Annotated in this window: 22 protein-coding genes and 2 tRNA genes; 13 read left to right on the plus strand and 11 right to left on the minus strand. The window is 55.2% G+C overall.

The window, feature by feature from the left end; genetic code table 11:
- Window positions 1–21 precede the first annotated feature (21 nt).
- The 4 genes from J8Z22_RS08560 to J8Z22_RS08575 are packed head-to-tail and all read left to right on the plus strand — an operon-like array spanning window position 22 to window position 3,430.
- Window positions 22–1,788, plus strand: coding sequence for a cbb3-type cytochrome c oxidase subunit I (locus tag J8Z22_RS08560; protein WP_252010094.1), 1,767 nt, complete (start codon window positions 22–24; stop codon window positions 1,786–1,788).
- Window positions 1,785–2,441, plus strand: a complete 657-nt coding sequence (locus J8Z22_RS08565; protein ID WP_028114751.1) for a cytochrome c oxidase subunit 3 — start codon at window positions 1,785–1,787, stop codon at window positions 2,439–2,441. Before J8Z22_RS08560 ends, J8Z22_RS08565 begins: the two co-directional genes overlap by 4 nt.
- 9 nt (window positions 2,442–2,450) lie before the next feature.
- On the plus strand, window positions 2,451–3,098 hold the full coding sequence (locus tag J8Z22_RS08570; RefSeq protein ID WP_252010095.1) for a heme-copper oxidase subunit III family protein: 648 nt from the start codon (window positions 2,451–2,453) through the stop codon (window positions 3,096–3,098).
- An 8-nt stretch (window positions 3,099–3,106) separates the two neighbouring features.
- Window positions 3,107–3,430, plus strand: a complete 324-nt coding sequence (locus tag J8Z22_RS08575; RefSeq protein ID WP_028114749.1) for a cytochrome C oxidase subunit IV family protein — start codon at window positions 3,107–3,109, stop codon at window positions 3,428–3,430.
- 8 nt (window positions 3,431–3,438) lie between these two features.
- Here the strand turns inward: J8Z22_RS08575 and catB are convergent, their stop codons facing one another.
- Window positions 3,439–4,068 (minus strand): type B chloramphenicol O-acetyltransferase, encoded by a 630-nt coding sequence (catB, locus tag J8Z22_RS08580; RefSeq protein ID WP_028114748.1) that lies wholly within the window; start codon window positions 4,066–4,068, stop codon window positions 3,439–3,441.
- Between the two features lie 99 nt (window positions 4,069–4,167).
- Window positions 4,168–4,719, minus strand: coding sequence for a hypothetical protein (locus J8Z22_RS08585; protein WP_051252923.1), 552 nt, complete (start codon window positions 4,717–4,719; stop codon window positions 4,168–4,170).
- 175 nt (window positions 4,720–4,894) lie between these two features.
- Between J8Z22_RS08585 and J8Z22_RS08590 the strand changes: the two genes are divergently transcribed.
- On the plus strand, window positions 4,895–5,734 hold the full coding sequence (locus J8Z22_RS08590) for a 23S rRNA (adenine(2030)-N(6))-methyltransferase RlmJ (protein WP_252010096.1): 840 nt from the start codon (window positions 4,895–4,897) through the stop codon (window positions 5,732–5,734).
- A 58-nt stretch (window positions 5,735–5,792) separates the two neighbouring features.
- Here the strand turns inward: J8Z22_RS08590 and J8Z22_RS08595 are convergent, their stop codons facing one another.
- Window positions 5,793–7,487 (minus strand): diguanylate cyclase, encoded by a 1,695-nt coding sequence (locus tag J8Z22_RS08595; protein WP_252010097.1) that lies wholly within the window; start codon window positions 7,485–7,487, stop codon window positions 5,793–5,795.
- A 258-nt stretch (window positions 7,488–7,745) separates the two neighbouring features.
- Window positions 7,746–8,270: a DUF2058 domain-containing protein gene (locus J8Z22_RS08600; RefSeq protein ID WP_252010098.1), complete on the minus strand. Its 525-nt coding sequence runs from the start codon at window positions 8,268–8,270 to the stop codon at window positions 7,746–7,748.
- Between the two features lie 204 nt (window positions 8,271–8,474).
- Here J8Z22_RS08600 and J8Z22_RS08605 point away from each other — a divergent pair, with 204 nt between their 5' ends.
- The 3 genes from J8Z22_RS08605 (at window position 8,475) to J8Z22_RS08615 (ending at window position 10,598) form a co-directional block, all read left to right on the plus strand.
- Window positions 8,475–9,602, plus strand: a complete 1,128-nt coding sequence (locus J8Z22_RS08605) for a succinylglutamate desuccinylase/aspartoacylase family protein (RefSeq protein WP_252010099.1) — start codon at window positions 8,475–8,477, stop codon at window positions 9,600–9,602.
- Window positions 9,603–9,718: 116 nt separating this feature from the next.
- Window positions 9,719–9,795 (plus strand) — tRNA-Pro (locus J8Z22_RS08610).
- A 726-nt stretch (window positions 9,796–10,521) separates the two neighbouring features.
- A tRNA-Pro gene (locus tag J8Z22_RS08615) sits at window positions 10,522–10,598 on the plus strand.
- 452 nt (window positions 10,599–11,050) lie between these two features.
- Here J8Z22_RS08615 and J8Z22_RS08620 read toward each other — a convergent pair.
- Together J8Z22_RS08620 and J8Z22_RS08625 are read right to left on the minus strand one after the other, a co-directional pair.
- The gene (locus J8Z22_RS08620) at window positions 11,051–11,743 is read right to left on the minus strand and encodes an LrgB family protein (protein WP_035416378.1); all 693 of its coding nucleotides are present in this window, start codon (window positions 11,741–11,743) and stop codon (window positions 11,051–11,053) included.
- A gap of 4 nt (window positions 11,744–11,747) precedes the next feature.
- Window positions 11,748–12,209 (minus strand): CidA/LrgA family protein, encoded by a 462-nt coding sequence (locus J8Z22_RS08625; protein WP_252010100.1) that lies wholly within the window; start codon window positions 12,207–12,209, stop codon window positions 11,748–11,750.
- Between the two features lie 100 nt (window positions 12,210–12,309).
- Between J8Z22_RS08625 and J8Z22_RS08630 the strand changes: the two genes are divergently transcribed.
- Window positions 12,310–13,200 (plus strand): LysR family transcriptional regulator, encoded by an 891-nt coding sequence (locus tag J8Z22_RS08630; RefSeq protein ID WP_028114741.1) that lies wholly within the window; start codon window positions 12,310–12,312, stop codon window positions 13,198–13,200.
- A 122-nt stretch (window positions 13,201–13,322) separates the two neighbouring features.
- On the opposite strand, the gene J8Z22_RS08635 is transcribed toward J8Z22_RS08630, so the two are convergent.
- A complete protein-coding gene (locus tag J8Z22_RS08635) occupies window positions 13,323–13,856 on the minus strand; it encodes an outer membrane beta-barrel protein (protein WP_028114740.1) in 534 nt (177 codons plus the stop codon).
- 164 nt (window positions 13,857–14,020) lie between these two features.
- The gene (locus J8Z22_RS08640; protein WP_028114739.1) at window positions 14,021–14,860 is read right to left on the minus strand and encodes a WYL domain-containing protein; all 840 of its coding nucleotides are present in this window, start codon (window positions 14,858–14,860) and stop codon (window positions 14,021–14,023) included.
- Window positions 14,861–15,185: 325 nt separating this feature from the next.
- On the opposite strand from J8Z22_RS08640, the gene J8Z22_RS08645 reads away from it, so the two are divergent.
- Genes J8Z22_RS08645 through J8Z22_RS08660 form a run of 4 tightly spaced genes read left to right on the plus strand, consistent with a single transcriptional unit; the run spans window position 15,186 to window position 19,375 of the window.
- Window positions 15,186–16,202, plus strand: a complete 1,017-nt coding sequence (locus tag J8Z22_RS08645; protein WP_028114738.1) for a hypothetical protein — start codon at window positions 15,186–15,188, stop codon at window positions 16,200–16,202.
- 56 nt (window positions 16,203–16,258) lie between these two features.
- Entirely contained in the window at window positions 16,259–16,663 is a 405-nt protein-coding gene (locus J8Z22_RS08650; protein WP_028114737.1) for a hypothetical protein, read from the plus strand.
- 1 nt (window position 16,664) lies between these two features.
- Window positions 16,665–17,558: a DNA repair protein gene (locus J8Z22_RS08655; RefSeq protein WP_252010101.1), complete on the plus strand. Its 894-nt coding sequence runs from the start codon at window positions 16,665–16,667 to the stop codon at window positions 17,556–17,558.
- Between the two features lie 8 nt (window positions 17,559–17,566).
- Entirely contained in the window at window positions 17,567–19,375 is a 1,809-nt protein-coding gene (locus J8Z22_RS08660) for a hypothetical protein (RefSeq protein ID WP_252010102.1), read from the plus strand.
- 48 nt (window positions 19,376–19,423) lie between these two features.
- Here the strand turns inward: J8Z22_RS08660 and J8Z22_RS08665 are convergent, their stop codons facing one another.
- From J8Z22_RS08665 to J8Z22_RS08675, 3 genes are all read right to left on the minus strand, one after another.
- A complete protein-coding gene (locus J8Z22_RS08665; protein WP_028114734.1) occupies window positions 19,424–20,362 on the minus strand; it encodes a Solitary outer membrane autotransporter beta-barrel domain in 939 nt (312 codons plus the stop codon).
- A 483-nt stretch (window positions 20,363–20,845) separates the two neighbouring features.
- On the minus strand, window positions 20,846–21,442 hold the full coding sequence (locus tag J8Z22_RS08670) for an aspartyl/asparaginyl beta-hydroxylase domain-containing protein (protein WP_252010103.1): 597 nt from the start codon (window positions 21,440–21,442) through the stop codon (window positions 20,846–20,848).
- A complete protein-coding gene (locus J8Z22_RS08675; RefSeq protein WP_252010104.1) occupies window positions 21,408–22,442 on the minus strand; it encodes a class I SAM-dependent methyltransferase in 1,035 nt (344 codons plus the stop codon). Before J8Z22_RS08675 ends, J8Z22_RS08670 begins: the two co-directional genes overlap by 35 nt.
- Window position 22,443 lies beyond the last annotated feature (1 nt).

Here is a 22,443-nt window from a genome sequence, read left to right on the forward strand (position 1 = left end):
CGGTGAACAACGGGAGAGACCATGAGTCAGGAACAGGCGCACCCGGAGCCCACGGGGTTCTGGCAAAAGTACGTATTCAGCCAGGATCACAAGACCATTGCGATTCAGTACACCCTGACGGCCATCGCGGTGGGTATGGTGGCGCTGGTGTTGTCAGGCTTGATGCGCTTGCAGCTGGGGTTTCCCGAGACGTTCGATTTCATTGACCCGGCCTCCTACTACCAGATGATCACCATGCACGGCATGATCATGGTGGTGTACCTGCTGACGGCGTTGTTCCTGGGGGGATTTGGAAACTATCTGATTCCGTTGATGGTGGGCGCGCGGGATATGGTGTTTCCATTTCTGAATATGCTCAGTTACTGGACCTACCTGGTGGCCGTATTGATTTTGATGGCCAGTTTCTTTGTTACCGGCGGCCCGACCGGGGCCGGCTGGACCCTGTATCCTCCCCAGGCGATTCTGCCGGGCACGCCCGGAGTGGACGGCGGCATTGTGCTGATGCTGGTGTCTCTGGCGGTGTTCATCGTTGCCGCCACCATGGGCGGGCTGAATTACGTCACCACGGTGCTGCAGGCTCGCACTCGGGGGATGACCCTGATGCGCATGCCGCTGACGGTGTGGGGGATCTTTATCGCCACCATTATGGCATTGCTGGCGTTTCCGGCGTTGTTTGTCAGCGCGGTGATGATGCTGTTCGATAAATTGCTGGGCACCAGCTTCTTTATGCCGGAGCTGATCTCTCTCGGCCAGGCGACGGAGTTTGGCGGCGGCAGCCCGATTTTGTTTCAGCACCTGTTTTGGTTTTTCGGTCACCCGGAAGTGTACATTGTGGCCCTGCCTGCCTTTGGCATTGTGTCGGATCTCATTAGCGTCAATGCCCGCAAAACCATCTTTGGCTATCGGATGATGGTGTGGGCCATTGTCATTATCGGCGTGCTCAGTTTTGTGGTGTGGGCGCACCATATGTACGTCTCGGGCATGAACCCCTATTTTGGTTTTTTCTTTGCCGTTTCGACCCTGATCATCGCCGTGCCTACCGCCATTAAGGTCTACAACTGGGTACTGACTCTGTGGCGCGGCAACGTGCGGATGACGGTGCCGATGCTGTTCTCCATCGCCTTTGTACTGACCTTTGTGTTTGGCGGCATGACCGGGCTGTTTCTCGGCAACGTGGTGGTGGATCTGCCGCTGTCAGACACCTATTTTGTGGTGGCCCACTTTCATATGGTAATGGGGGTGGCGCCAATTCTGGTGATATTTGGCGGCCTTTATCACTGGTACCCCAGCATCACCGGCCGCATGCTGCATGATGGACTGGGAAAACTGCACTTCTGGATTACTTTCCTGGGTACCTGGGCCATCTACTTCCCCATGCATTACCTCGGAGTGCTGGGGTTACCGCGGCGATACTACGCCTACGACAATTATGACTTTATTCCGCCGGAAGCCCATGCCATCAACGCTTTTATCACCGTGGCGGCGCTGATTGTCGGGGTGGCTCAGTTGCTGTTCCTGTTCAATCTGGCCTGGAGCTATTTCCGTGGCCCGCTGGCGAAAGCCAACCCCTGGCAGGCGGCCTCTTTGGAGTGGCAAACGCCGACCTTGCCGCCGGGGCACGGCAATTGGGGACCCAGTTTACCTGTGGTGTACCGCTGGCCTTATGACTACGGCGTGCCGGGTCATCCGCAGGACATGGTGACTCAAACCGATCCCTGGCAGGCCGGGAAAACCACGCCAACGGATACCGAGGTCCCCTTGGCACCGAACTCGGGAGGTGGGGCATGAATCCGCTGCAAATGCTGGCGACCAAGCCCTGGGAGCAGGGCGGTCAAGAGCTGCCGACCATGAGCCGCGGTAGCGCCGGGTCGGTGGGCTTGTGGGTGACGCTGGCGGTGATTACGTCGCTGTTCTTCCTGTTTGTGCTGTCGTCCATCATGCGGTCTCAATCGCCAGACTGGCAGCCATTGACCGAGCAGCCCTGGCAGCCATTGTTTGATCTGAAGCCGCTGTGGATCAACACCCTGATATTGCTCGCCTCCAGCATGACCATGCAACTGGCGTACTTGAAGAAACAGCAAGGGGAGGGACGCTGGGCGCTGTTGGTGGCATTGGTATTGGCACTGGGGTTTATTGGTGGTCAGTGGTCGGTCTGGCAGAGTTTTGCCGCGGCCGGCTTCGGCCTGACCAGTGGCCCCAGTGCCGGTTTCTATTACCTGCTTACGGGCTTGCATGCGCTGCATCTGCTGGCGGCGCTGCTGGTGGTGGCGTGGCTGCTGCCCCAGTTGTGGCAACCACAGCGGGGGAGGGCGTCGTTGCGGCTGTTGACCCGCTACTGGCATTACCTGTTTGGGCTCTGGTGTGCGTTGTTTGCCTTGGTGAGTCAGCCTCCTGGTCGTTATGAAACTCTGGCGGCCCTGTGTGGCATTGCGGTGAATTAGGAGTTGAGCATGGCTGATTTTCGGCAGTTTGTGACCGATTGGTCGGCGGATAAACAGACCTTTCGCGTGCCCTGGGGCAAGGCGATGATGTGGATTTTTTTGCTTAGCGACACCTTTGTGTTCGGGTCTTTCCTGGTCGGGTATATGGTCGCCCGCACCTCTACCACTGAGCCCTGGCCGTTGGCAACCGAGGTGTTTGCGCTGCAGGTCGGCGCGACCTCGGTGCCGCTGCTGCTGATTGCCATCATGACGTTTATTTTGATTACTTCCAGCGGCACCATGGCGATGGCCGTGAATTATGGCTATCGCCATAAGCCGGTAATTGCGGCACGGTTGATGTTGATTACCGCCATTCTGGGGGCCAGCTTTGTGGGCATGCAAGCCATTGAATGGACCAAGCTGATTAGCGAGGGGGTTCGGCCCTGGGCCAACCCCATGGGGGCATCTCAGTTTGGGGCGGCCTTCTTTATGATCACCGGTTTTCATGGCTTGCATGTGTCCATTGGGGTGATTTTGTTGTTGGTGGTGGCCAATCGGGTTCGTCGCGGCGATTACCTGGCCAGCGGTGACTATGGCATTGTCGAAACCACCGGATTGTACTGGCACTTTGTGGATCTGGTGTGGGTGTTCATCTTTGCGTTTTTCTATCTGTGGTAAGGGAGGCGATGATGGCGATGCAACAACCGGCTCAGCATCCGATAGGCCTGTATTTTAAGGTCTGGGGGCTGCTGTTTGTGCTCAGTGCGCTTTCCTACAGCGTCGACTATATGGCGCTGCAAGGCATGCTGCGCTGGAGTTTGATTCTGATATTCATGGTGCTAAAGGCCGGCCTGATCGTCGCGGTGTTTATGCACATGATGTGGGAGCGGCTGGCGTTGATCTATGCCATTTTGTTGCCGCCTTTGGCCTTGTTGGTGCTGGTGCTGTTGATGCTGCTGGAGTCCGATTACACTCACCTCAGCCGCCTGACCCATTTCAGTAGCGGCTGAGGACAGAGTTATTCCTTCCAGCTGAGCCACAACTGAAACAGCCCGTCGATGTCGGCGCTGCACAGCAGCGGCATCGCTTGCTGCACCTGGCTGTCGGGCCAGTGCCACCACTGCATCTGTTGCAGCAATGCGATCTGTTCGGGGCTGAAGCGAGCCTTAATCTCCCTGGCAGGGTTGCCGCCAACCACGGTGTAGGGAGCCACGTCTTTGGTCACCAGGGCGCGGCTGGCAACAATAGCGCCGTCGCCGATGCGGACTCCGGCCATGATCATCGCCTCTGAGCCTATCCAGACGTCATTGCCCACTTGCGTATCACCGGCGCGGGTAAAGCCATCGTTGGCACCGGCAAAGGCGGGATGGTTTTGATAGAAAAACGGGTAGGTGCTGGCCCAGTCGCTTCGGTGCCCCTGGTTGCCGGCCATCATAAATACGGCGCCGGAGCCAATGGAGCAGTAACGGCCGATGATCAGGCGGTCAACGTCGGTCCGGTCTGGCATCAGGTAACGGGCGCAGTCGTCGAAACTGTGTTGGTGGTAGTAGCCGGAGTAGTAGCTGTGCTCACCGGCGATGATGTTGGGATTGGTGATCTGATCCCGAATCAGAGTGCCCACAAACGGGCTGTCGAAATGGTTTTGCATAGGGTCGGTACTTGTTATTGAGTTTGAGGGGCGGCAATACCACCGAAGCGGCCACTGTAGCGCCGCTGGAGGCCGTTGTCTGTGCGATGATAAACGCTTTTACCACAAAGGGTGCCGCAGCCACCAGTGCTGAAGACGTACCGCACCTGACTCGACGCCGGCACCGGTGCCGGCCTGAGCCAGCATGGGGTGTTGGCTGATCACCTGTTTCAGGGGCGGTTCCTGAGCCTGCTCGATGTCGACCACCAGCAAGTGTTGGCCGCCGGTGATGGGGCGGTGAAAATCTCGCAACAGCTGATCCGGGGTACTGATTCCGATCAGGCCGCCCTCCCAGATGCAGAATCCCAGCAGGATGGCTGCCAGCATCAGAAAGGGGGACCAGCCATAGGCGGAGTTGCCGACATCAAACAGGCTGGCGGCCGCCAGACACAACAAGGCCAGCTGCAGTCCAATTTTGGCTCCCTTTAGGGTGCAGTGGGCTAATTCAAGAAACAGCAATGACGAGGCGGTTTGCAGATGAAAGCGGGCGGCCAGTTTGGGTTTATTACTGACCACATGGATCTGTGCCGGGCTTAATCCCTGGCGCTCCAGTTGCCGCTCAATCTGTTCCAGCTCCCACAGGCTGCTGGCGAGATAAAAGTGTCTGGTCATGGTCCTCTCCCACTGGGATCGTCCGTGATGTTGACAAAGAATGCCCAAAGCCAAACTAACAGTATAAACAGCACGGCGAAGTTCGTCTTTTTTGGCGCCAATGCAAAGATTCATCCACCTGCATCGGTGCATCTTGGTATACTTGCCCGATTGCCAAACTCAAGAGCCCTATCTTATGCTGAGCTATCGTCATAGCTTCCACGCCGGTAACCATGCCGACGTGTTGAAACACACCGTTCAGGCGCTGATCCTGGAATCCCTGAAGCGCAAAGACAAGCCCTTCGTGGTTCACGATACCCACTCCGGAGCCGGTCGTTACGATCTGCACTCCGAGCATTCTGAAAAAACCGGTGAGTACGTCGATGGCATTGCCCGCATCTGGGGGTTGGATTGCCCGCAATCGATGCACCCCTACCTTAAGGCAGTAAAGGCGCTCAACCCCAATGGCGAGCTTCGCCATTACCCGGGCAGCCCGTTGCTGACCAAGACCCTGACCCGTGAACAGGAGCGCCTGGTGTTGACCGAACTGCACCCGACCGATTTTCCTCGTTTGCGCCAGGAGTTTCGTGGTGACCGCAGGGCAAAGCTCTATCAAGAGGATGGCTATGCGCGTCTGAAGGCATCGCTGCCTCCGAAAGAGCGGCGCGGTGTGGTGCTGATCGACCCGCCTTATGAGCTCAAGAACGAGTACAAAGATCTGGTCAAAGGGATCAAAGAGGCGGTTCAGCGCTGGGCTTCCGGCACCTACGCCATTTGGTACCCGGTAGTGCGCCGTCAGGAGATCACCACCCTGGAGCGGGCATTGGCCCGTACCGGCATTCGCAATATCCTGCAGATTGAGATGAACGTCGACGCCGACAACATGGATTACGGCATGACCGGCTCGGGCATGATCGTAATCAATCCGCCCTGGACGCTGGAGCAGCAGATGAGAGAGTTGCTGCCTTGGTTGACGCCGAAACTGGCTCAGACCGAGCTGGCCAGTCATCGGGTGCATTGGATTGTGCCTGAGTAAGGAAAACGCATTGATTGCAGAAACGCGGCCCGGTCCGCGTTTTTTTTTGTGCCCGACATCAGGCTAGGGTGGGGCTGACCTCAAACTGAGCGTTGACATCGCTGGCACAGACCCGGTTGCGGCCCTCTTTTTTCGCCTGGTACAGCGCCTTATCTGCCAGTTGATAGATCTGCCTGGAGGAGAGGAATTGACCCGGGTCGATAGATTTGATGCCGATGGAAGCGGTGACATTGAGGGTCATGTTATCCAGTTGCATCGGGGTGGAGGCCAGCTTACGTCGAATCAACTCGCATTGGGCCATCAGCCCCTGGGTATCCGGCGCCATCAAAATGGCAGCAAACTCTTCGCCACCGACCCGAAAGCTCTGACCGTGCACCAGTTGCACCGCCTGGCTGATGACCCTGGCTGCGTGCTTCAGTGCCATATCGCCAATGTGGTGGCCATTTTGGTCGTTGATCAGTTTGAAATGGTCCAGATCGATCAACACCAGAGCTCGGGTTTGGCTGCTGACCTCAATCTCCAGTTTGTCCAGCTCATAGCGAAAGCTGCGGCGATTGGCCAGGCCGGTCATGGAGTCTTTGTAGGCTTGCTCTTTGAGCTTTAGGTTGAGGGTCTCCAGTTCGCGATTGCGCTTGAGCATGTCGCGGTTCACTTTGGCCGAATCGTTGGTTTTGGCAATCACCAAGTCGGTTTGCAACTGGTGGAACTGGCGGGAGATAAGGAAGCCCAGCAGTTGCATCTCAAAGGCAAACACAAAGGCCAGCAGGTATTTGGTGTCGAATGGCAGCAGCATCCAGCCCAGGGCGTTGGTAAAGCTCAATCCGATGCACAGCAGTAAGCAGGGCCAGGCCAGGAAAAACAGCGAGTTGGTCCAGCCGGGGCGCTGCCAGGTGGCGAAGGCAGCGCAGCCGCTGAGCAGCGCCAAAATGGTCAGCGACAGGGGCACCATCAGGGTCAGCGAACCCAGAGGTACCCCAGACAGAGTGGCAATCAGGGCGGCGATCAACAGGCCACTGAGTACCTGCAGTGTTCGATAGAGGGTGCGGGCTTGCTGTTTCAGTTCCAGAAAGCTAACCCCAAATCGGGTAGCGCTAAGGATCAGGGCGGTGAAGGAGATCTGCAAAGCCCAGTAGTTGACTTCGGGTAGGGTTGGCCACAGCCACCGGTAGCCAAATCCATAATAAACAAAGGTGCAGGCCAGTGCCGCCATCAGGTATTGGGCGTAACAACGGAAGTTGCGATTCTTCAGAATCAGCGACAAGGTCATGCCGTACAGCAGCATGATCCCCAGGGAGCCAAAGAACATTCCGTACAGGAAGTTACGTTGCAGTTGGTGCCGTTGCCACTCCTCCGGCGAGTATAGGTTGATGGGCAACAGCTCGAAAAACCCGTGCTTGTTGGTGAGCCGCACCCAGACCACGGAGCTGGTGTTGGCGGGGATCTCCATCTCTACCACCGGGGTTACGCTTTGGATGGGACGGTTGTCAAAAGGCTGCTGATCCCCCATGCGGAAATGGCCGGCCAACTCGGAAAACACTTCAATTTGATCTTGAGTGGCGGAGCGAAATTCTAGCAGTCGGTTTCTGGGGGTATTGGCTTGATTGGTGACGGTGATTTTTAACCAGAATGAGGAACGAGAGACTCCGAAGCGAGTGATGTGGCCATCAAGGGGTACCCATTGCTGCGGGTCGAGGCGAACCACGTCAGACACCAGCAGGTTGGACTGGCTGTCTTCGTAATAGGAAATGCGCATATTAACCGGCGCTGCCCGTAATAAAAAAGGCAGTAGCAACAGTGCTAATAGGACGAGCGGTGTCCGGTTCATCTCACATTTCACTCTGCCAAATCCATTGGCGAATACAATTTTTGTGAAATCTATCACCGTCAAAATTTTGATGCACCGTCAAAATTTCGCTTTGTGATCCAGGTCTAGGAAATGGGGGGATGGCTGTGACAGTGCTTATCGATTGTTGGCTGGCCTAATACTAATTAGGCCAGCAATATCCGCCACTTACCACATGAGGTCATCGGGGATCTGGTAGTCCGCGTAAGGGTCGTCTTCGGCCACTTCGCTGCTGTCAGACTTAGGCAGTTCAATCACGATGCTGGGGTCGCGCTGGTGAATCTTGTCTGCCACCTTGGTAGGCACCAATTCGTAGCTGTCGCCTTTAACGACAATGGCTAACTGGTTGGCAATCAACTGCTGTTGCTGAGCCTTGTTGACGTAGATCTTGGTGATCTTCCCATTGTGGCTGAAGTTATAGGCGATGTCGCCGCGGCTGCGATCTTGAGCGCTGGTTTCAATCAACTGCTTGATCTGGGCAACGATCGCTTTGGCGTCGGCTTCCTGCTTGCGCTGTTGGTTCAGTTGACGGTCGCGCTCTTGCTGCTCTTTCAGGCGCTGTTCGGCAGCCAACTTGGACTCGTCGGTGACAACCTGTTTGGATTTGCGCTGCTTGTGCTTCTCTTTTTTGGCCTTCTGCACCGATTTCTTATCGGCCAGACCGGCTTTCATTAGTTGGTCTGCTAATGACATGGGAACTCCTGCCATGGGAACAATGATCGTTTCTTGGCTGAAGTGTATCAGTTCCGCGGCTTTTGCCAACCGCAGCAGGCGCTAAATGGCGGTCTCTTGGTCGCTGCTGCACGGGGGGACTGGCTGGAAAAATCGTGGATTTTCGACTTCGACTGCCCTAGGGTGAACCATCTGCCGACTCATTGTGACAGGACCTTTTTTATCGTGACCACCGTTTCATCTGACACCCTTGTTGTAGGACAGCAAGCCACCGGAGCCGATATTACGGTACCGGTGATCCGTTTCACCGGTACCGGCGCGGCCCCCAGCGTGTACATACAGGCCAACATTCATGGTGCGGAAGTGCAGGGCAATGCGGTCATTCATCATCTGGTGGAACTGTTCAAAGCTCATCCTCCTAAAGGGGATGTGTGCCTGGTTCCGATGGCCAACCCCTTGGGCATTAACCAAAAAAGCGGAGAGTTCACTCTAGGTCGGTTCGACCCCATCACCGGAGAGAACTGGAACCGGCAGTATCATTTTGAGGCCAGCCTGATTGAGCAGCTGGTGCAAACTCATTTGAACGCCCCTGAAGTCGAGGTTGCGGCAGCGTTGCGTCGGGCGATGGCGGCGCAGATTGACGCCAAACTGGCATCGCCCTTTGGAGTGAAAAGTGGCCAGCATCTGGCGCTGAGATTGCAAAAGATGGCCCTGCAGGCCGACATTGTACTGGATCTGCATACCGGCCCTATCTCTGCCCGGCACTTGTATGTGCCCAGTTATGCTCAAGAGCGGGCACACCTGTTTAATATTCCGCTGAATATCGTGATTCCCAGTGACTTTGCCGGCGCCTTGGATGAAGCCAGCTTTAGTCCGTGGTGGCAACTGAGCGAGGCCATGGCCGCCCAAGGGCGAGCGCTGCCGGTGATGGTGGATGCGTTTACCCTGGAATTGGGGTCTCAGGAATATCTGAATGTGGCCGCGGCTCGCAATGACGCCATGGGAATTGCTCGCTACCTGCAGCATCGTGGAGTGCTGGGGGCGTTTGATTTGACCCTGCCGGAAATCCCACAATACGCCTGCACGCTAGAGAACTACCGCGCCATCTACAGTCCTTGTGGTGGTCAGATCGAGTATCTGGCGCCGCTGGGGGTGCCCGCCAGCGCCGAACAGGTTTTGGCCAGAATCTGGCATTTCGATGCGCTGGCCACCTCACGGCAGCAGAGCCGCGAGTTGCGCTTGCCAGAGGATGTGATTCCGGTACTGCATTTCGCCTCTGCCAGTGTGCGTCAGGGAACGGAGTTGTACAAAGTGCTGACACACTATTACCCCTTAACGGGTGCCGATGGTTAATTGGCGGGAGCCTGGTTATCATCTGAGCGACTGAGCCGTGATCTGGTGAAAGAAAGCGCAGTCGGCCTGTCAGCGCTTGTTTTTCTGCCGAGACAGAGTATTGTTTGCGTCGTTGTCGGCCAGTAGCGCAGCCTGGTAGCGCACCGTCATGGGGTGTCGGGGGTCGGAGGTTCAAATCCTCTCTGGCCGACCACTTATTCAGAAAAAGGCTTCAGTCGTGAGATTGAAGCCTTTTTTGCATCTCCGTCCCTGAAAAGTGCTGCGCACTTTGGGGTCGGACCGGGGCGCCGGCCGGGTCAAATCCTCTCTGGCCGACCACTATTCAAGGATTAAGGCTCTAACCGAGAGGTTGGAGCCTTTTTCGTCTCTCCGCCCCTTAAAAAGTGCTGCGCACTTTGGCGCCGGACCGGAGCGCCGGCCGGGTTAAATCCTCTCTGGCCGACCACTATTTTCAAGAAAAGCTCTGTTTGCAAAAACAGAGCTTTTTTTATGCCTCCTCCCCCTGAAAAGTGCTGCGCACTTTGGGGTCGGACCGGGGCGCCGGCCGGGTCAAGTCCTCTCTGGCCGACCACTTATTTTAGAGAAAGGCTCTGATCGTCTAGGTCAGGGCCTTTTTCGTCTCTCCGCCCCTGAAAAGTGCTGCGCACTTTGGGGTCGGACCGGGGCGCCGGCCGGGTCAAATCCTCTCTGGCCGACCACTTATTCAGAAAAAGGCTTCAGTCGTGAGATTGAAGCCTTTTTTGCATCTCCGCCCCTTAAAAAGTGCTGCGCACTTTGGGGTCGGACCGGGGCGCCGGCCGAACGGATTGGCTTTGTGGACAAGTTGTGGTGCGTGGTGGGGTTAATTGACCAAAGAAGAGGCACTTAACTTTACAGCCCTTGCTTTTCCTTCGGGACAAGGTATTATCGCTTGCGTTGTCGGCCAGTAGCGCAGCCTGGTAGCGCACCGTCATGGGGTGTCGGGGGTCGGAGGTTCAAATCCTCTCTGGCCGACCACTTATTCAGAAAAAGGCTTCAGTCGTGAGATTGAAGCCTTTTTTGCATCTCCGCCCCTTAAAAAGTGCTGCGCACTTTGGGGCCGGACCGGGGCGCCGGCCGGGTCAAATCCTCTCTGGCCGACCACTTATTCAGAAAAAGGCTTCAGTCGTGAGATTGACGCCTTTTTTGCATCTCCGCCCCTTAAAAAGTGCTGCGCACTTTGGGGCCGGACCGGAGCGCCGGCCGACGGATCGCCGCCCGGAATAAATCCTCTCTGGCCGACCACTTATTCAGAAAAAGGCTTCAGTCGTGAGATTGACGCCTTTTTTGCATCTCCGCCCCTAAAAAGTGCTGCGCACTTTAGGGTCAGACCGGGACGCCGGCCGACGGGAGAAAATCCATTCTGGCCGACCACTTATTTTAGAGAAAGGCTCTGATCGTCTAGGTCAGAGCCTTTTTCCATGACGGCGTTACACCAATATCGCGGCAAACAGCGGTGCACTCAGTACCATGGCAACGCCGGTAAATATCATGGCGAGGCTGGCGATAACGCCTTCTTGCTGGCCCATCTCTGTGGCCTTGGCCGCGCCGGCGCCATGGGCACTGGCACCCAATGCCACTCCGCGCGCCAGGGCTGAGCGAATTCCTGCCAACTTCAATATTGGTTCACCAATCAGCATGCCGATGATCCCCGTCAGCAGCACCAAGATGGCGGTCAGGTCAGGTATGCCGCCGAAGGCGGTGGTCGCCTCGACCGCAAAAGGCGTGGATACCGACCGAACCAGCACACTGTGGACTACATCGTCAGGCATCGGAAACAGCTTGGTGGTGCACCAGGATGACAGCAGTCCAAACAGTAGCCCCGTTGCCACGCCCAGAGACAGGGTCAGGGGATACTGACGAATCAGCTGTCTTTCCCGATAGATGGGGACGGCGAAGGCGATGGTCGCCGGTGCCAGCAGCGCCATCAGCCAGTGGGTGTACACGTAGTAAGTCGGCAGTGGAATGGCCAGCAGGCTGACCAGACCGATCAGCGTCAGCGGGGCCAGGATAATGGGGGCTAACCACCATCGACGCCGTCGACGATACAGCGCTTTGGCGCCGTAATAGCTGGTCAGGGTTAGGAGCAGGCTCATCAGAGCCAGTAGGCTGATATGGGGCATGGCATTAATGGCTCTGTGGTTGCTGTGAAAGCCGTTGATTTCGTCGCTGCTCAAACCGGAACAGACGCTCCACCACCAGGGCGGTGGCGGCGATAACCACCATGGAGCCGGTGATCAGGCTGACGATCAAACTGGCACCATACTGTTGAAATAACGCATCGTACTTCAGTACGCCAATGACCGAGGGGATGAAGAACAACATCAGATCGCCGATCAACCAGGCTGCGCCCAAAGCCAGGGCGCGCTCAGAGCAGAGTTTCAGTTTCAGGGCCAGTAGCAACAACAGCATTCCCAGGACACTGCCGGGAAAGGGTAAGCGCACCCAGACCGCCAGTTGTTGGGTGAGCCAGGCCAGAAGACAGAGTGCTGCGGTTTGCAGCAGGGTCAGGCAGAGGCGTTTGCCCAGTGCCTGGGGCGATGATGAATTGTGGTAGGAAGGCTGGGTAGGGCGAGCATGACGGGTCATATGGGTGTGTCTTAATTTCAATGGATCGACAGTGTAGCCTTGCTAACAATATAAAAATAATGAATATTAATTATGGATTGCATAACTAAAGGTTTATGAGTTGGATCTGAAAGTCATTCGTTATCTGGTGGAGATCATCGACCATGGCGGCTTTGCGAAAGCTGCCGAAGCGATTCATATCACTCAGCCAGCCCTGTCCAAAGCCATACGTCAGCTCGAGCAGGAGTTGGATTTGGTGTTGCTGGAACGGGGACGGCGCGGCAGCCAACTGCGGCCGACCGTCTACGGCCAGGTGGTGTATCAACATGGAAAAGAGCTGTTGAACGTGCGGCGGGCGATGCTCAGGGAGTTATCGGCCCAGCGAAGCCTGACCTCCGGTGAGCTGCACATCGGCTTGGCCCCGCTGGGCAGTGCTGAGTTGTTTGCACCGGTGATCGCCAAATTTCGACACCTGTATCCCAAGGTGCACATGGATTTGATGGTCAGGGGCGGGGTGGAGCAAACCAGCGCCTTGCTCAAAGGTGAGATCGAGTTGGCGACCGGTATCATCGACTTTGGCGATGAATTTGACGGAGTGTTGATTCGTCAGGATCCCATGGTGGTGATTCTACCCCGGCAACATGAACTGGCCGTTCGCCCACAACTGACTTTGAGCGAGTTGGCGGACTCGCCGCAAATTTTGTTTGAACCTGAGTATGTGCTGCACGAATTGGTGGCCAATGCCTGTGTTCGGGCTGGGTTTACTCCCAAGGACGTTACTCGGGTTAGCCACCCCGATTTTGGTATCGCCCTGGTGGCGGCGGGCACGGGAGCGATGATATTGCCCAGTTTTATTGCCGAACGTCATGCGGTCGCCGGGGTAGTTCGCATTCCCCTGGCTGCCAGCGATCTCAGTTGGGAGTTGTCCCTGTTCTGGCGCCGTAACCAGCCGTTGTCCTTTGCGGCGCAGGCGATGGTCAGTTTGGTTAAAGAGCAGTTGGCGACGGATTAAAGAGAGTGTTCTGTTGCGTGGTTTGTCTTGCTCATCGGAATTGGTGTGTATCGAAGTTTTGGCATTTTTGAATCGAAACCAGCAAGTCGCCTGAATGACGACTTGCTGAACCGAAGGCGGATTTAGAAGGTGATGGTGGCACCGATGGTGTACATCCAGGTGTCGTCGAGCACATCCAGGTACTCAACTTCACCGCGAATGGCCAAGCTGCCCAGTTCAAATTCAAGCCCGACGCCAGCGGCGACATCGAAGCCGTCGTCACTGACCTTATCGCCATCGTCGGTCAGATCCGAATCCCAGTAGATGCCGCCTAGTTTACCGAAGGCGCGAACCGGCCCCAAAGGAATGCCAGCAACGGCAAACAGGTCCAATCCATAGGGATCGACTTTGGTACCAGAGCTGGAGGGGGAACCTAAATCAACGTAACCGCCTTCCAGCGCAAACAGGCCGTTAAACTGATAGCCACCAAAAATTTTCCAGGCAAAATCATTCTCATCGAAGTCGAAATCGCCAATGTCCGGATCCGATCCGCTCTGCTGAATGCTGGCCGAGCCGATGGAGGCCCCGACATAAAAGCCTTCGTCTTTGGCGTGCGCGGTAGCACAAGCCGTTGCCAGCACGACAGCCAAACTCAGCGAATTTGTCCATTTCATCATCATTTACTCCTCGGTTTCTTGCGTCCTTGTCGCACATTGCCCCGTTGGCGTGTGCGAATCCTATGCAACCCTTCACACTGTGGTGAATTTGTTGCGATTTGAGCGTAGTAGACAACCAGATAAACGCAAGTTTGCCGACGTTGATGACAGTTTGGTGCTGTTGATCAGCTGGTTGCTACCACCACATGTTGATACTCGGCAGGTAGGGAGTCGTTGTAGGGATCCGATACTGCCCATCGGCGCAGGTAATAGGGAAGCAGTGCTTTGGAAACCTGATGGGTCAGTGACAGGCTGTCCATGTCCATACCATAGTCTCGACCGATGATGACCTGCTGGCGTTGACTGAGTCTGGGGTTGGGGATCAGGGTGATGGCCTGCAGCGTGTTCCATTCCTCATCCTGGGCTTTCTGCTTGGCTGCGGGTTTGTCTTCGATGCTCAGTTGGCCACGAAAACGACTGATGACAAAGTCACGAAACTCCTGATTCTTCTCGCACCATGCCCGAACGTGCCAGCGGAAACCGTTAAAAACCAATGTGTGAGGAGCGAAAAGACGGCCGGGATCGTCGTCTGGGCTGGGGTGAGCCAGGGAGTCATAATGGCCTTCCAGCGTCAGGTTGTTGCGGGCGGCCTTAATCAGAGTGCGGATGATGTGGGGTTCAACATAACGGGAGGGGGCATCCATGACATGGGTGCCGCCACTTTGAATGTGGGTCAGTGACAACATGCCACCCAACTCATCGTGTTTGTCCAACAGTTGCAGGTATTCGTGGGCGTGACCTTCACAGAACTGGGGTTTAAAGCCGTCGCCCGGGGTATAGCCTTTGAGTTGACGGTCGTACACCAGCGTCGTACCAGAGAACTCCCGAATGTAGGTGTTGATGTCTTTGGACGCTTGTTGGCGGCCAATGTCAAAAGCCTGGCACAGGTGGTTGGTGGTCAATCGGCCTTCCCATAGGGCGATGATCTCTATCAATCGATATCTCAGTTTCTGGTCTACGCGCATGCTTAAGGTTCCTACCTGCCTGAAAAGTTTACATGTTCATGTAGCCAGTGATGACATGTCGCCCCTGAATACATATCATGCAGCTTAACAGATTGAGCGGCAAAGTCCGACTGGGGCGTCGGTGGTAGCGACGCAACCGCTAGGAGAGTATGAATGGGAGAACAAATGGCTGGTCTAATTGTGTTTTTGGTACGGTATGCCGGAGTTAGAACGGATATTGAAAAAGGAATGAAATAAACACATTTCAAATCACTGTTTTTCGACGGTCATTACGTCATTATATGGGCTTGTCCCGCCTTATTTCATTGAACAATAAGTAGTCATTATGGAAATTTCTTCAATTCAGATCGGCATTGCGACCGTCAGTTTTTGTGTCATTAATTTTATTGTTTGTATCTATCTGGTGGTGCAGTTGAATGCAGTAAAAGAACGACAGATGCAGCACCAAATTGATGCCGACTCACAATTAAAAGAGGTATCGGGGAATCTTTCCTCGTTGATCGCCAACTTTGGTTCCTCTCTGCAAAAGGTCATCAGTGAAGATAATCGCGGCGTCCTGAAGACTCTGGCTGAGCAAAATCAGGCGCTCAAGCACAGTGACACGGCTCTGGTGGCTACCCTGAAGCAGTTGCACCAGGAGGGGGCCGAGCGTCACCGCCAGAGTGAACAACGACTGCTCGAGTCTGTTGCCGATAGTCAGGAGCGTGTTCAGCAAGCGCAGACTTTACACACCCAGGAATTGGCGCTGAAGGTGCAGCAAGGGGCGCAGCAGGTTGGCGGTGAACTGTCTGATGCCAAAGAGGAATTGCTTAAGCAAATGGGTATCGATCGCGAAGCGAATGCATTGGCGGTGCACGGCGTGACAGAGAGCATTGCTCAGCATCATCAACAGTCGCAGCGGGCATTGAATGAACTGGTGCAAGCGGGCGAGCGGAATCAGAAACAGAATGAATTTGGTCGTAAGCAGAGCGAACACAGCGTGATAGAGCAGTTGTCCGGGGTGATTCAGGCACTGAAGATCGAGAACGCCATCGAGTTGACCAATGGACTGGCGAACGGCAAGGAATTGAAGGTTGAGACGGCTGACTTCATTAAACATCTGGGTGACTGCAAGGTTACTCGAATGGAGGACAAAGCCTCAAATCAGGTGACCGAGATTATCTACAACCAAGGCAAAAAAGTCGCCTCGCAGACCTTTGCTGACGGCCTGCTTAAATATCAAATGACTTTTGGCTCTGATGGAAAATTGACCAAGGGCGAAGAGTTTGATGACCAGGGAAATATTGTATTCGAGTATCAATACAATGCTGCTGGTGAAATTACGAACCGTATTGATTTTTAACTTCGGCGAGTGTTCTTTTGCCATCACGGCACTCAGATTGAATAAGGTAATGAAGCATGTTTCTTAATGTACTGGCGAAAAACGATCGCAAACACTTTCTGAATCTGGCGCGTTTTGCCATGGGGTTGAACGGTGAAGACAAGGCCGAAGAGGTTCAGATTTTTCAGTCGTTCGTCCATGAGTGTGAACTGCACGGCTACCAGGCTAAAACCGCTGAACCGGAGATAGAGGGGTCGATTCAGGCGTTGACGCACCTGGCTGTGGGGCATAAGCGTGCGGTGATGATTGAGCTGTGCGGCATCATGTTGGCCGACAGCACCATCTGTGACAATGAGCGTGCCTTTATGGGGCGCCTGGCGTCTGCCTTTGAGCTAGAAGAGTACGAAGTTAAAAAGATCGAGCGTTGGGTCTCCGCCATGAACGATATGGTGGCCGAAGGTTACCAGATGGTAGGAGCCTGAGATGCTGGGACGAGTCTGGAACGCAGTCAGCAGCGGAGTATCGGCGGTTGTTGATAAGGTTACGCAGGGCTGTTCAAAAGCCTGGAATGCGGTGACCGGTAAAGACAAGTTCTTGGAAGCGGAGCGTTTGCACAAACAAACCATTCGTCGGTTTGAGAAGGAGCAGCGAAGCTATCAGGAGGCGGTGCAGTCCAAGAGCCTGGAGATAGAAAACCAGCTTAAGGCCATCAATGGCTTTAAGCTGAGCATTTTCGAACAGCAGTTTCCCCGTTTCGTGGCGCTGGCGAATCGTCTGCATAACGTTCGGGTGGCCGGCAGTCATTTCGAAGAGTTCTTTGATGACAATATCCTCGAAGTGACGTCGGGCACTGGCGTGCGCAGCAAACAGCAGCTGTTTGAGATTGATTTTAACAACCTGTCGTTTAAGGAGCTGGCACTGTCGATTCTCACCTTGGGCATCTTCTCTCGAAAGAAGGCGGCTGAATCGCTACAACAAGTGAAAGATGAAGTCTGCCGTATCGATGAAGAAATCGCCAAGATGGCCGCGCAATTGGCGAAGATCGACCAGGTTGTCACATCCATCGATACTGTCGCGCTCTATTTTGAGCGCCTGATCAGCAACTATGCGGCGCTGTTGGAGCGATTCGAGTACGGCATCAATACCCAGCGTATTGTTCAGATGGGAGTGACCCCGGAGTTGTTTCGCGAAAAGCTGGATTTTCGCCTGCTGCCGGTGGTTCACATCGAGGAGTTTCAGGCATTGTTCAACCTGTCAGTGGTGTTGAAGCAGATGTCTCAGATGGCGTACTTGAGCGAACAGGGAGAGGTGGTGCACGGGGATACCGAGGCTGCCCAAGCGCTGTTTGACAAAGCCCAACAGATTCAGGCCGCTTAGGATCAAGCATGACTCAGCAGCATCAGCAAATAAAATTTGAAGTCAATCAGGTCACTAAGGCCTTGTCAGGGGCCTCTCCGTTGCAGGCCAGTCGGATTCTGATTGATATGGAGTTGTATGAACAGCAGGATTCGCTGGCGGTATTGAATGACATCTATCAGGAGTTTGAGTCCAAAAGTAACCTGATGGAGGAGCTGGTAACGCCGCTGGCGCTGAGCGTTCTTGATGGAGTCATCAGCCACAAGGATCTCAAGCTGAATCGCACCGGAGTCAGTGCCAGCCGGGTCTGGCAGGAGATTCAGGGCTTTGACTATGGCGATAACATCCATGTTGTTGATACCACTGTCAGTAAGAAGCAGCAACTGGAGGCGATGCGTCAGCCTCGCGAATACAGCAAGGAGGTGCGCAAGACCATGTCGAAGCGTAAGCACCTTGAACAGAACAAGGACCGCCATTTCAAGGGTAACACTCAGGCTTACAGCTCCATTGAGTACAACGAGGATGGCAGCCGCATTACGGTCTACCGGAAGCAGGCGGTGGCTGAGAACAAGGGCCATAAGTGGAAAGCCTCCGATACGGACCATGTGATTCCGGTAAAGCAGATCAATGACTACTATGCCAACAATGCGCTGCTGACCGAGAGTGATCTGATGGCCATCACCGATGGCGATCATAACTTTATTGAGATTTCCAACAGCTTTAATCGGGCCAAAGGGGCCAAGAATTTCTCTGATATGCAGCAACAGAAGCAATCCCTTGAGTCTAAACAGGCTCGCGGAGAGAAGCTCAGCAGGGAGGAGAAGACGCAGTTGAAGAAACTCTCTCGGCACAGCGATAAGAGCATTGAAGAGGGGGTTCAGAAACAGAAGGAGTCTGAGCAGGCGATCTTGAATAAGGCGCGGGAAAAGGCGCTGCACAATGTCAAAGAGCAGAAGTGGCAAGTGGCGAAGAAGGCGGGCGGTCAGGCTGCGGAGCAGACCGGATACCAGGCGCTTGGTCATGCCATCATCCTGTTCATCAAGCCGCTGCTGTTTGAAGTGACCGATGCCATTCAGAATGGATTTAGCGAAGGTGTGGGAAAGGCGTCTACTCTGGACGGGCTGAAGTTTCGTTTTACTCGGGTTATGGCCTATCTGAAGCGACAAGTGCTGCCAATGCTGCTTCAGGGCGCCAAAGATTTCCTGCAGAATTTTGCCAAAGTGATGATCGAGGCGGTGGCCGATCTGGTTACTGGCATGTTCAAGAGCGTCATGAAGGTGATCTCCGAAGGGTTCTCGGCCCTGATCGGGGCCGCCAAAATTCTGAGTAGCAGCCGCGAGCAGATGAGCCGGGCGCAGAAGGCCGATGCCATTGTGAAGCTGTTTGCTGCAACGGCGGTGACCTTTGCGGTGTTTACCTTTGAAAACACCCTGCTCAAAGGGCCGCTGGCGGCAATGCCAGATTTCGTCAAAGAGATCGCCCTGACGACCTTGAGTGGCGTCGCGTCGACCATCGTGGTTTACCTGCTCGATAAGGCCGACATCTTCTCAACCAAAATGGAATTGCGTTCCAAACGGGTCGCCGAAGTGTTCGAATACCGGGTCGAGCAGATTAAGATCAACACCGATGCCTTCAGCGCCGAGAGCGTTCGTAAATTGGCCGAGGATAAACTGCGCTTTAAGGCCATTGATGAGCAGATGCAACAGGCCATCGACGCCGATAAGGACGTGAATCCGGCGGTGTATGCCCTGGCGGATCAGTTCAAGATTGACTTGCAGATTAAATCCACCGACGATTTTCTCCATCTGCTTGAGAGCAGCGACGCCCTGGTGGTGTGATCGGCGGACGATGGTGATTGCGGCCGGCCCCTGTGGCCGGCTTTTTTGTCAGTCGACGTTGTATACCAGGATCAGGCTGGCCCCTTTGAGGGCGCTGCCGTAATTCAGCAGCAGGCCGATGCCGATGTTGTCCAGCAGTGGCAGGCGGTTCTCGGTATTCAACAACCACTCGGCGCTGAATTCGTAGTAATGATGGGTATCGAAGGGACGCACGCTGTCGCCACCAATGTCGATGCGATTGAGGCTGAGTCGATAATCCTGATGGGTCATCAAGGCGGGAAAAGGGCGGCGCATGGAGACGCCGTTGAGCCAGCGCCAGGACTCAGGGTCGGCCTGCAATGCCGGGCGGTCCACATCAAAACTCTTTCCCCATAGGTAGTTGAAGCTGGTTTTGTAATGCCAGTAGGAGCGGCCTCGTTCAAATCGGTAGTCCAGGCTGACTTCAGGTTGAAGCATCCAGGCATTGACCGACATATTGGTCAAGGAGCCATCCAGCTCGGGCTGCAATTGCTTACTCTTTGAGTTGCGGAAGGTGAAATCGTTGTCATAGCGCATCAGGTGGCTGCCAACTCCCAGCTGAAAGCGCCAGCGTGAACTCAAGGGGTAGCTGAGCCCGGGTTGAATGAACAGCGAGTAGATGCGGTCGTCATTCAGATCCAGAGTGGGGTCGTCCAGGATAAACAGCGACAGCTCCTGTTTGCTGCGGACATAGCTCAGGCGGGCTTTCACTCCCCACTGCCAGTTCTGCCACCGTCCCAGGTTCCAGGTCCAGGGTAGGGTATAGACCTCCAGTTCGTTGCGCAGTGCCACCGAGTTGCCATCGCCGAAATCTGGATTGTCGATGGGCAGGTATTCATTGGGATCAAAATTCAGAAAGCCCAATCTAAGCGCATCGGAATCGGTCAGCAGGGCGGTGGTGGCAAATACTTCGTTTAACTGCTGACGAGCGGCAGCCTCGAGGCCTGGCAGCGGTGCCGCCTGAGCCATGCTTGTGCAGAGTAAGCCTATGTAAAAAAGTCGAAATCCCAAAGATTACATCCTGTAAGTAGGGCTGCAATCTTTACTATAGCGGCAATGATGGAGTTTGAGTATCGGGCAGGAAACAGGGCCGTCCCTGGCCCAGGGGAATTAGCTGATGCCGGCCAGCAACGCCAGGATGAAGGCCGGGCAAAAAGCGGCGAAGGCCACGGCGATCCAGTCGACCATCTGCTGGGTGTTTTTGTTGGACATACATGCTCCCTGAGCAAAGAAACGGATCCCGGCGCCGTCTTCGATGAGCGGAACGCTGGGTGCAGCGATTCGAACAGCTAAGCCATTAATTTTCTGAGTGCAATTACCAAATAAGAACTGCTTAATAGCCTGCGTAAATCTGGTTTGCATCATAACTGGTTGTGGCCAGATAGTGGATTCGGTTATCCGTTGGTTATGACTCGGGGCTGCGACCTTTGCGAATACTGGATTGGATTTAGGTTATTGATGTTGGTGTTGAATTAGCGGCGCAGTTTCTATGAGTTGCCTGAGGGGGCCGGTAACCTGGCAGTCCATTACCAGGCTGGTGCGTGGCCGCTGGCCGCAATGGCAGACCTCATGCGGCAGATCGGCATTGATGTACCAAAGCTCACCAGCCGCCATCGGCACGGTCTGACTATCGACAATGAATCTAAGATCTTCCGGCATCTCCAGGCACAGATGCAGCCTGGCTTGTTGATGCTCCAGCCCAAGCCCGTGATCCCGGTGAGGCAGAATGTGTGCGCCAGGGTCCAGGCGCAGCAAACGCGCCGCCCCTACCGGAGCCACAAACTCTGACAACCACCTCGATAATGAGGGTAATCGTTCTAGAACTGGCAGATCCACCCAGTCGCTGACGCCCTCCAATTGGTGCAGTTGCAAAATCGGATGGCTATGCAAAGTGTGGCGGCCACACCGAAGTGCCAGCCCCTGCCAGCTGCCGCGATAGTCCTGATGATTGACGTGATCCTGCCATAGTTCGGAGCCGGCCACAGTGGCGATTTCCGCCTGAAACAGCTCGGGATCAAGCGTGTGAAGACGGGCTGAGACGATGGTCATGGAGTGGTTCTCCCTGGCACTGAAACTCAAACCGCGGATCGCTGCCCCAGCGGTACTCAAACTGAATCTGGTCGAGACGTCGCCATTGATTCAGGGCATGATAGCGGGTCAGATTCAGGCTGCACTGGTTATTGGTCAGCCAGGTGTCCCGGTATACCTGAATGTCGGTGGCCAGAGCCAGTTGCAGCGGCGGCTGACGGGTGGGGATCGCCAGCTGACCATGAATGCGGGGGGCCGTCGATGCGGCCAGTTGTTGTGCCGAGTGGCGATTGAGTTGAAAGAACACGCCCAGTGGCAACCACTGCTCGGTGGGGGCATCGGTTCGGCTATGCACCAGGTGGGCACTGAGATCCACCGATTGTGGGATCAAGGTGCCATCGGGGTGCAACCATCGGATCAGGTTACGAATGATGCTGATCTGCGGCTCTTGCTCGAACAGCGCCTTCATGGTTTCAGACACAATCAGGTCATAACGGCTATCGGCGGCTGGCGTCCACTCCAGAGCATCGGCGTGTACGATCTCGTCGATAAAGTCGGTCAACTCGAGAGCGGTCAGCAGCTGGGTCAGGCGGTCGAGGGAGTCGGCATGAATGTCGAGAAACGTCACTTGCACCTGTCGTGGTTGCAACAGCAGTAGCAGCGGCACCACCAGGCTGCCCAGCGGACCGGTACCGGCATACAGTAACTTCAGAGGTCGCTCGGGCTGGCCGAGATCCCTGATAGCCCGGTGAATGCCCCGCTGAAACTGTTGTACTCGCATAAACTCCGCCGAACACTGGGCCGCCACCTGGGGAGAACAGGCGCGTCCCTGAGCGGTGGTGGTGTGGGCGTTGTCGAGAAAAGTCTCGGGGAACAGTGGCAACTCAAGCAAGTCGCACATGAGCGTCAGGTAGGCGTCCTGCCAGGCCTTGATTTCACCTGGACGCTGTTCAGAGGCGGTTTCCAACTGTTGCATCAGAGCTCGGGCCTGATGATGCACCTGTTTGATGGTGTGTTTCATT

This window comes from Ferrimonas sp. SCSIO 43195 (genome assembly GCF_023716685.1).
In the GTDB taxonomy this organism is placed as follows: domain Bacteria; phylum Pseudomonadota; class Gammaproteobacteria; order Enterobacterales; family Shewanellaceae; genus Ferrimonas; species Ferrimonas kyonanensis.

Coding starts and splice junctions, on each gene's coding strand:
- J8Z22_RS08560 (WP_252010094.1), top strand. CDS start 22: ATGAGTCAGGAACAGGCGCACCCGGAGCCCACGGGGTTCTGGCAAAAG.
- J8Z22_RS08565 (WP_028114751.1), top strand. CDS start 1,785: ATGAATCCGCTGCAAATGCTGGCGACCAAGCCCTGGGAGCAGGGCGGT.
- J8Z22_RS08570 (WP_252010095.1), top strand. CDS start 2,451: ATGGCTGATTTTCGGCAGTTTGTGACCGATTGGTCGGCGGATAAACAG.
- J8Z22_RS08575 (WP_028114749.1), top strand. CDS start 3,107: ATGATGGCGATGCAACAACCGGCTCAGCATCCGATAGGCCTGTATTTT.
- catB (WP_028114748.1), bottom strand. CDS start 4,068: ATGCAAAACCATTTCGACAGCCCGTTTGTGGGCACTCTGATTCGGGAT.
- J8Z22_RS08585 (WP_051252923.1), bottom strand. CDS start 4,719: ATGACCAGACACTTTTATCTCGCCAGCAGCCTGTGGGAGCTGGAACAG.
- J8Z22_RS08590 (WP_252010096.1), top strand. CDS start 4,895: ATGCTGAGCTATCGTCATAGCTTCCACGCCGGTAACCATGCCGACGTG.
- J8Z22_RS08595 (WP_252010097.1), bottom strand. CDS start 7,487: ATGCGCATTTCCTATTACGAAGACAGCCAGTCCAACCTGCTGGTGTCT.
- J8Z22_RS08600 (WP_252010098.1), bottom strand. CDS start 8,270: ATGTCATTAGCAGACCAACTAATGAAAGCCGGTCTGGCCGATAAGAAA.
- J8Z22_RS08620 (WP_035416378.1), bottom strand. CDS start 11,743: ATGCCCCATATCAGCCTACTGGCTCTGATGAGCCTGCTCCTAACCCTG.
- J8Z22_RS08625 (WP_252010100.1), bottom strand. CDS start 12,209: ATGACCCGTCATGCTCGCCCTACCCAGCCTTCCTACCACAATTCATCA.
- J8Z22_RS08635 (WP_028114740.1), bottom strand. CDS start 13,856: ATGATGAAATGGACAAATTCGCTGAGTTTGGCTGTCGTGCTGGCAACG.
- J8Z22_RS08640 (WP_028114739.1), bottom strand. CDS start 14,860: ATGCGCGTAGACCAGAAACTGAGATATCGATTGATAGAGATCATCGCC.
- J8Z22_RS08645 (WP_028114738.1), top strand. CDS start 15,186: ATGGAAATTTCTTCAATTCAGATCGGCATTGCGACCGTCAGTTTTTGT.
- J8Z22_RS08650 (WP_028114737.1), top strand. CDS start 16,259: ATGTTTCTTAATGTACTGGCGAAAAACGATCGCAAACACTTTCTGAAT.
- J8Z22_RS08655 (WP_252010101.1), top strand. CDS start 16,665: ATGCTGGGACGAGTCTGGAACGCAGTCAGCAGCGGAGTATCGGCGGTT.
- J8Z22_RS08660 (WP_252010102.1), top strand. CDS start 17,567: ATGACTCAGCAGCATCAGCAAATAAAATTTGAAGTCAATCAGGTCACT.
- J8Z22_RS08665 (WP_028114734.1), bottom strand. CDS start 20,362: ATGGCTCAGGCGGCACCGCTGCCAGGCCTCGAGGCTGCCGCTCGTCAG.
- J8Z22_RS08670 (WP_252010103.1), bottom strand. CDS start 21,442: ATGACCATCGTCTCAGCCCGTCTTCACACGCTTGATCCCGAGCTGTTT.
- J8Z22_RS08675 (WP_252010104.1), bottom strand. CDS start 22,442: ATGAAACACACCATCAAACAGGTGCATCATCAGGCCCGAGCTCTGATG.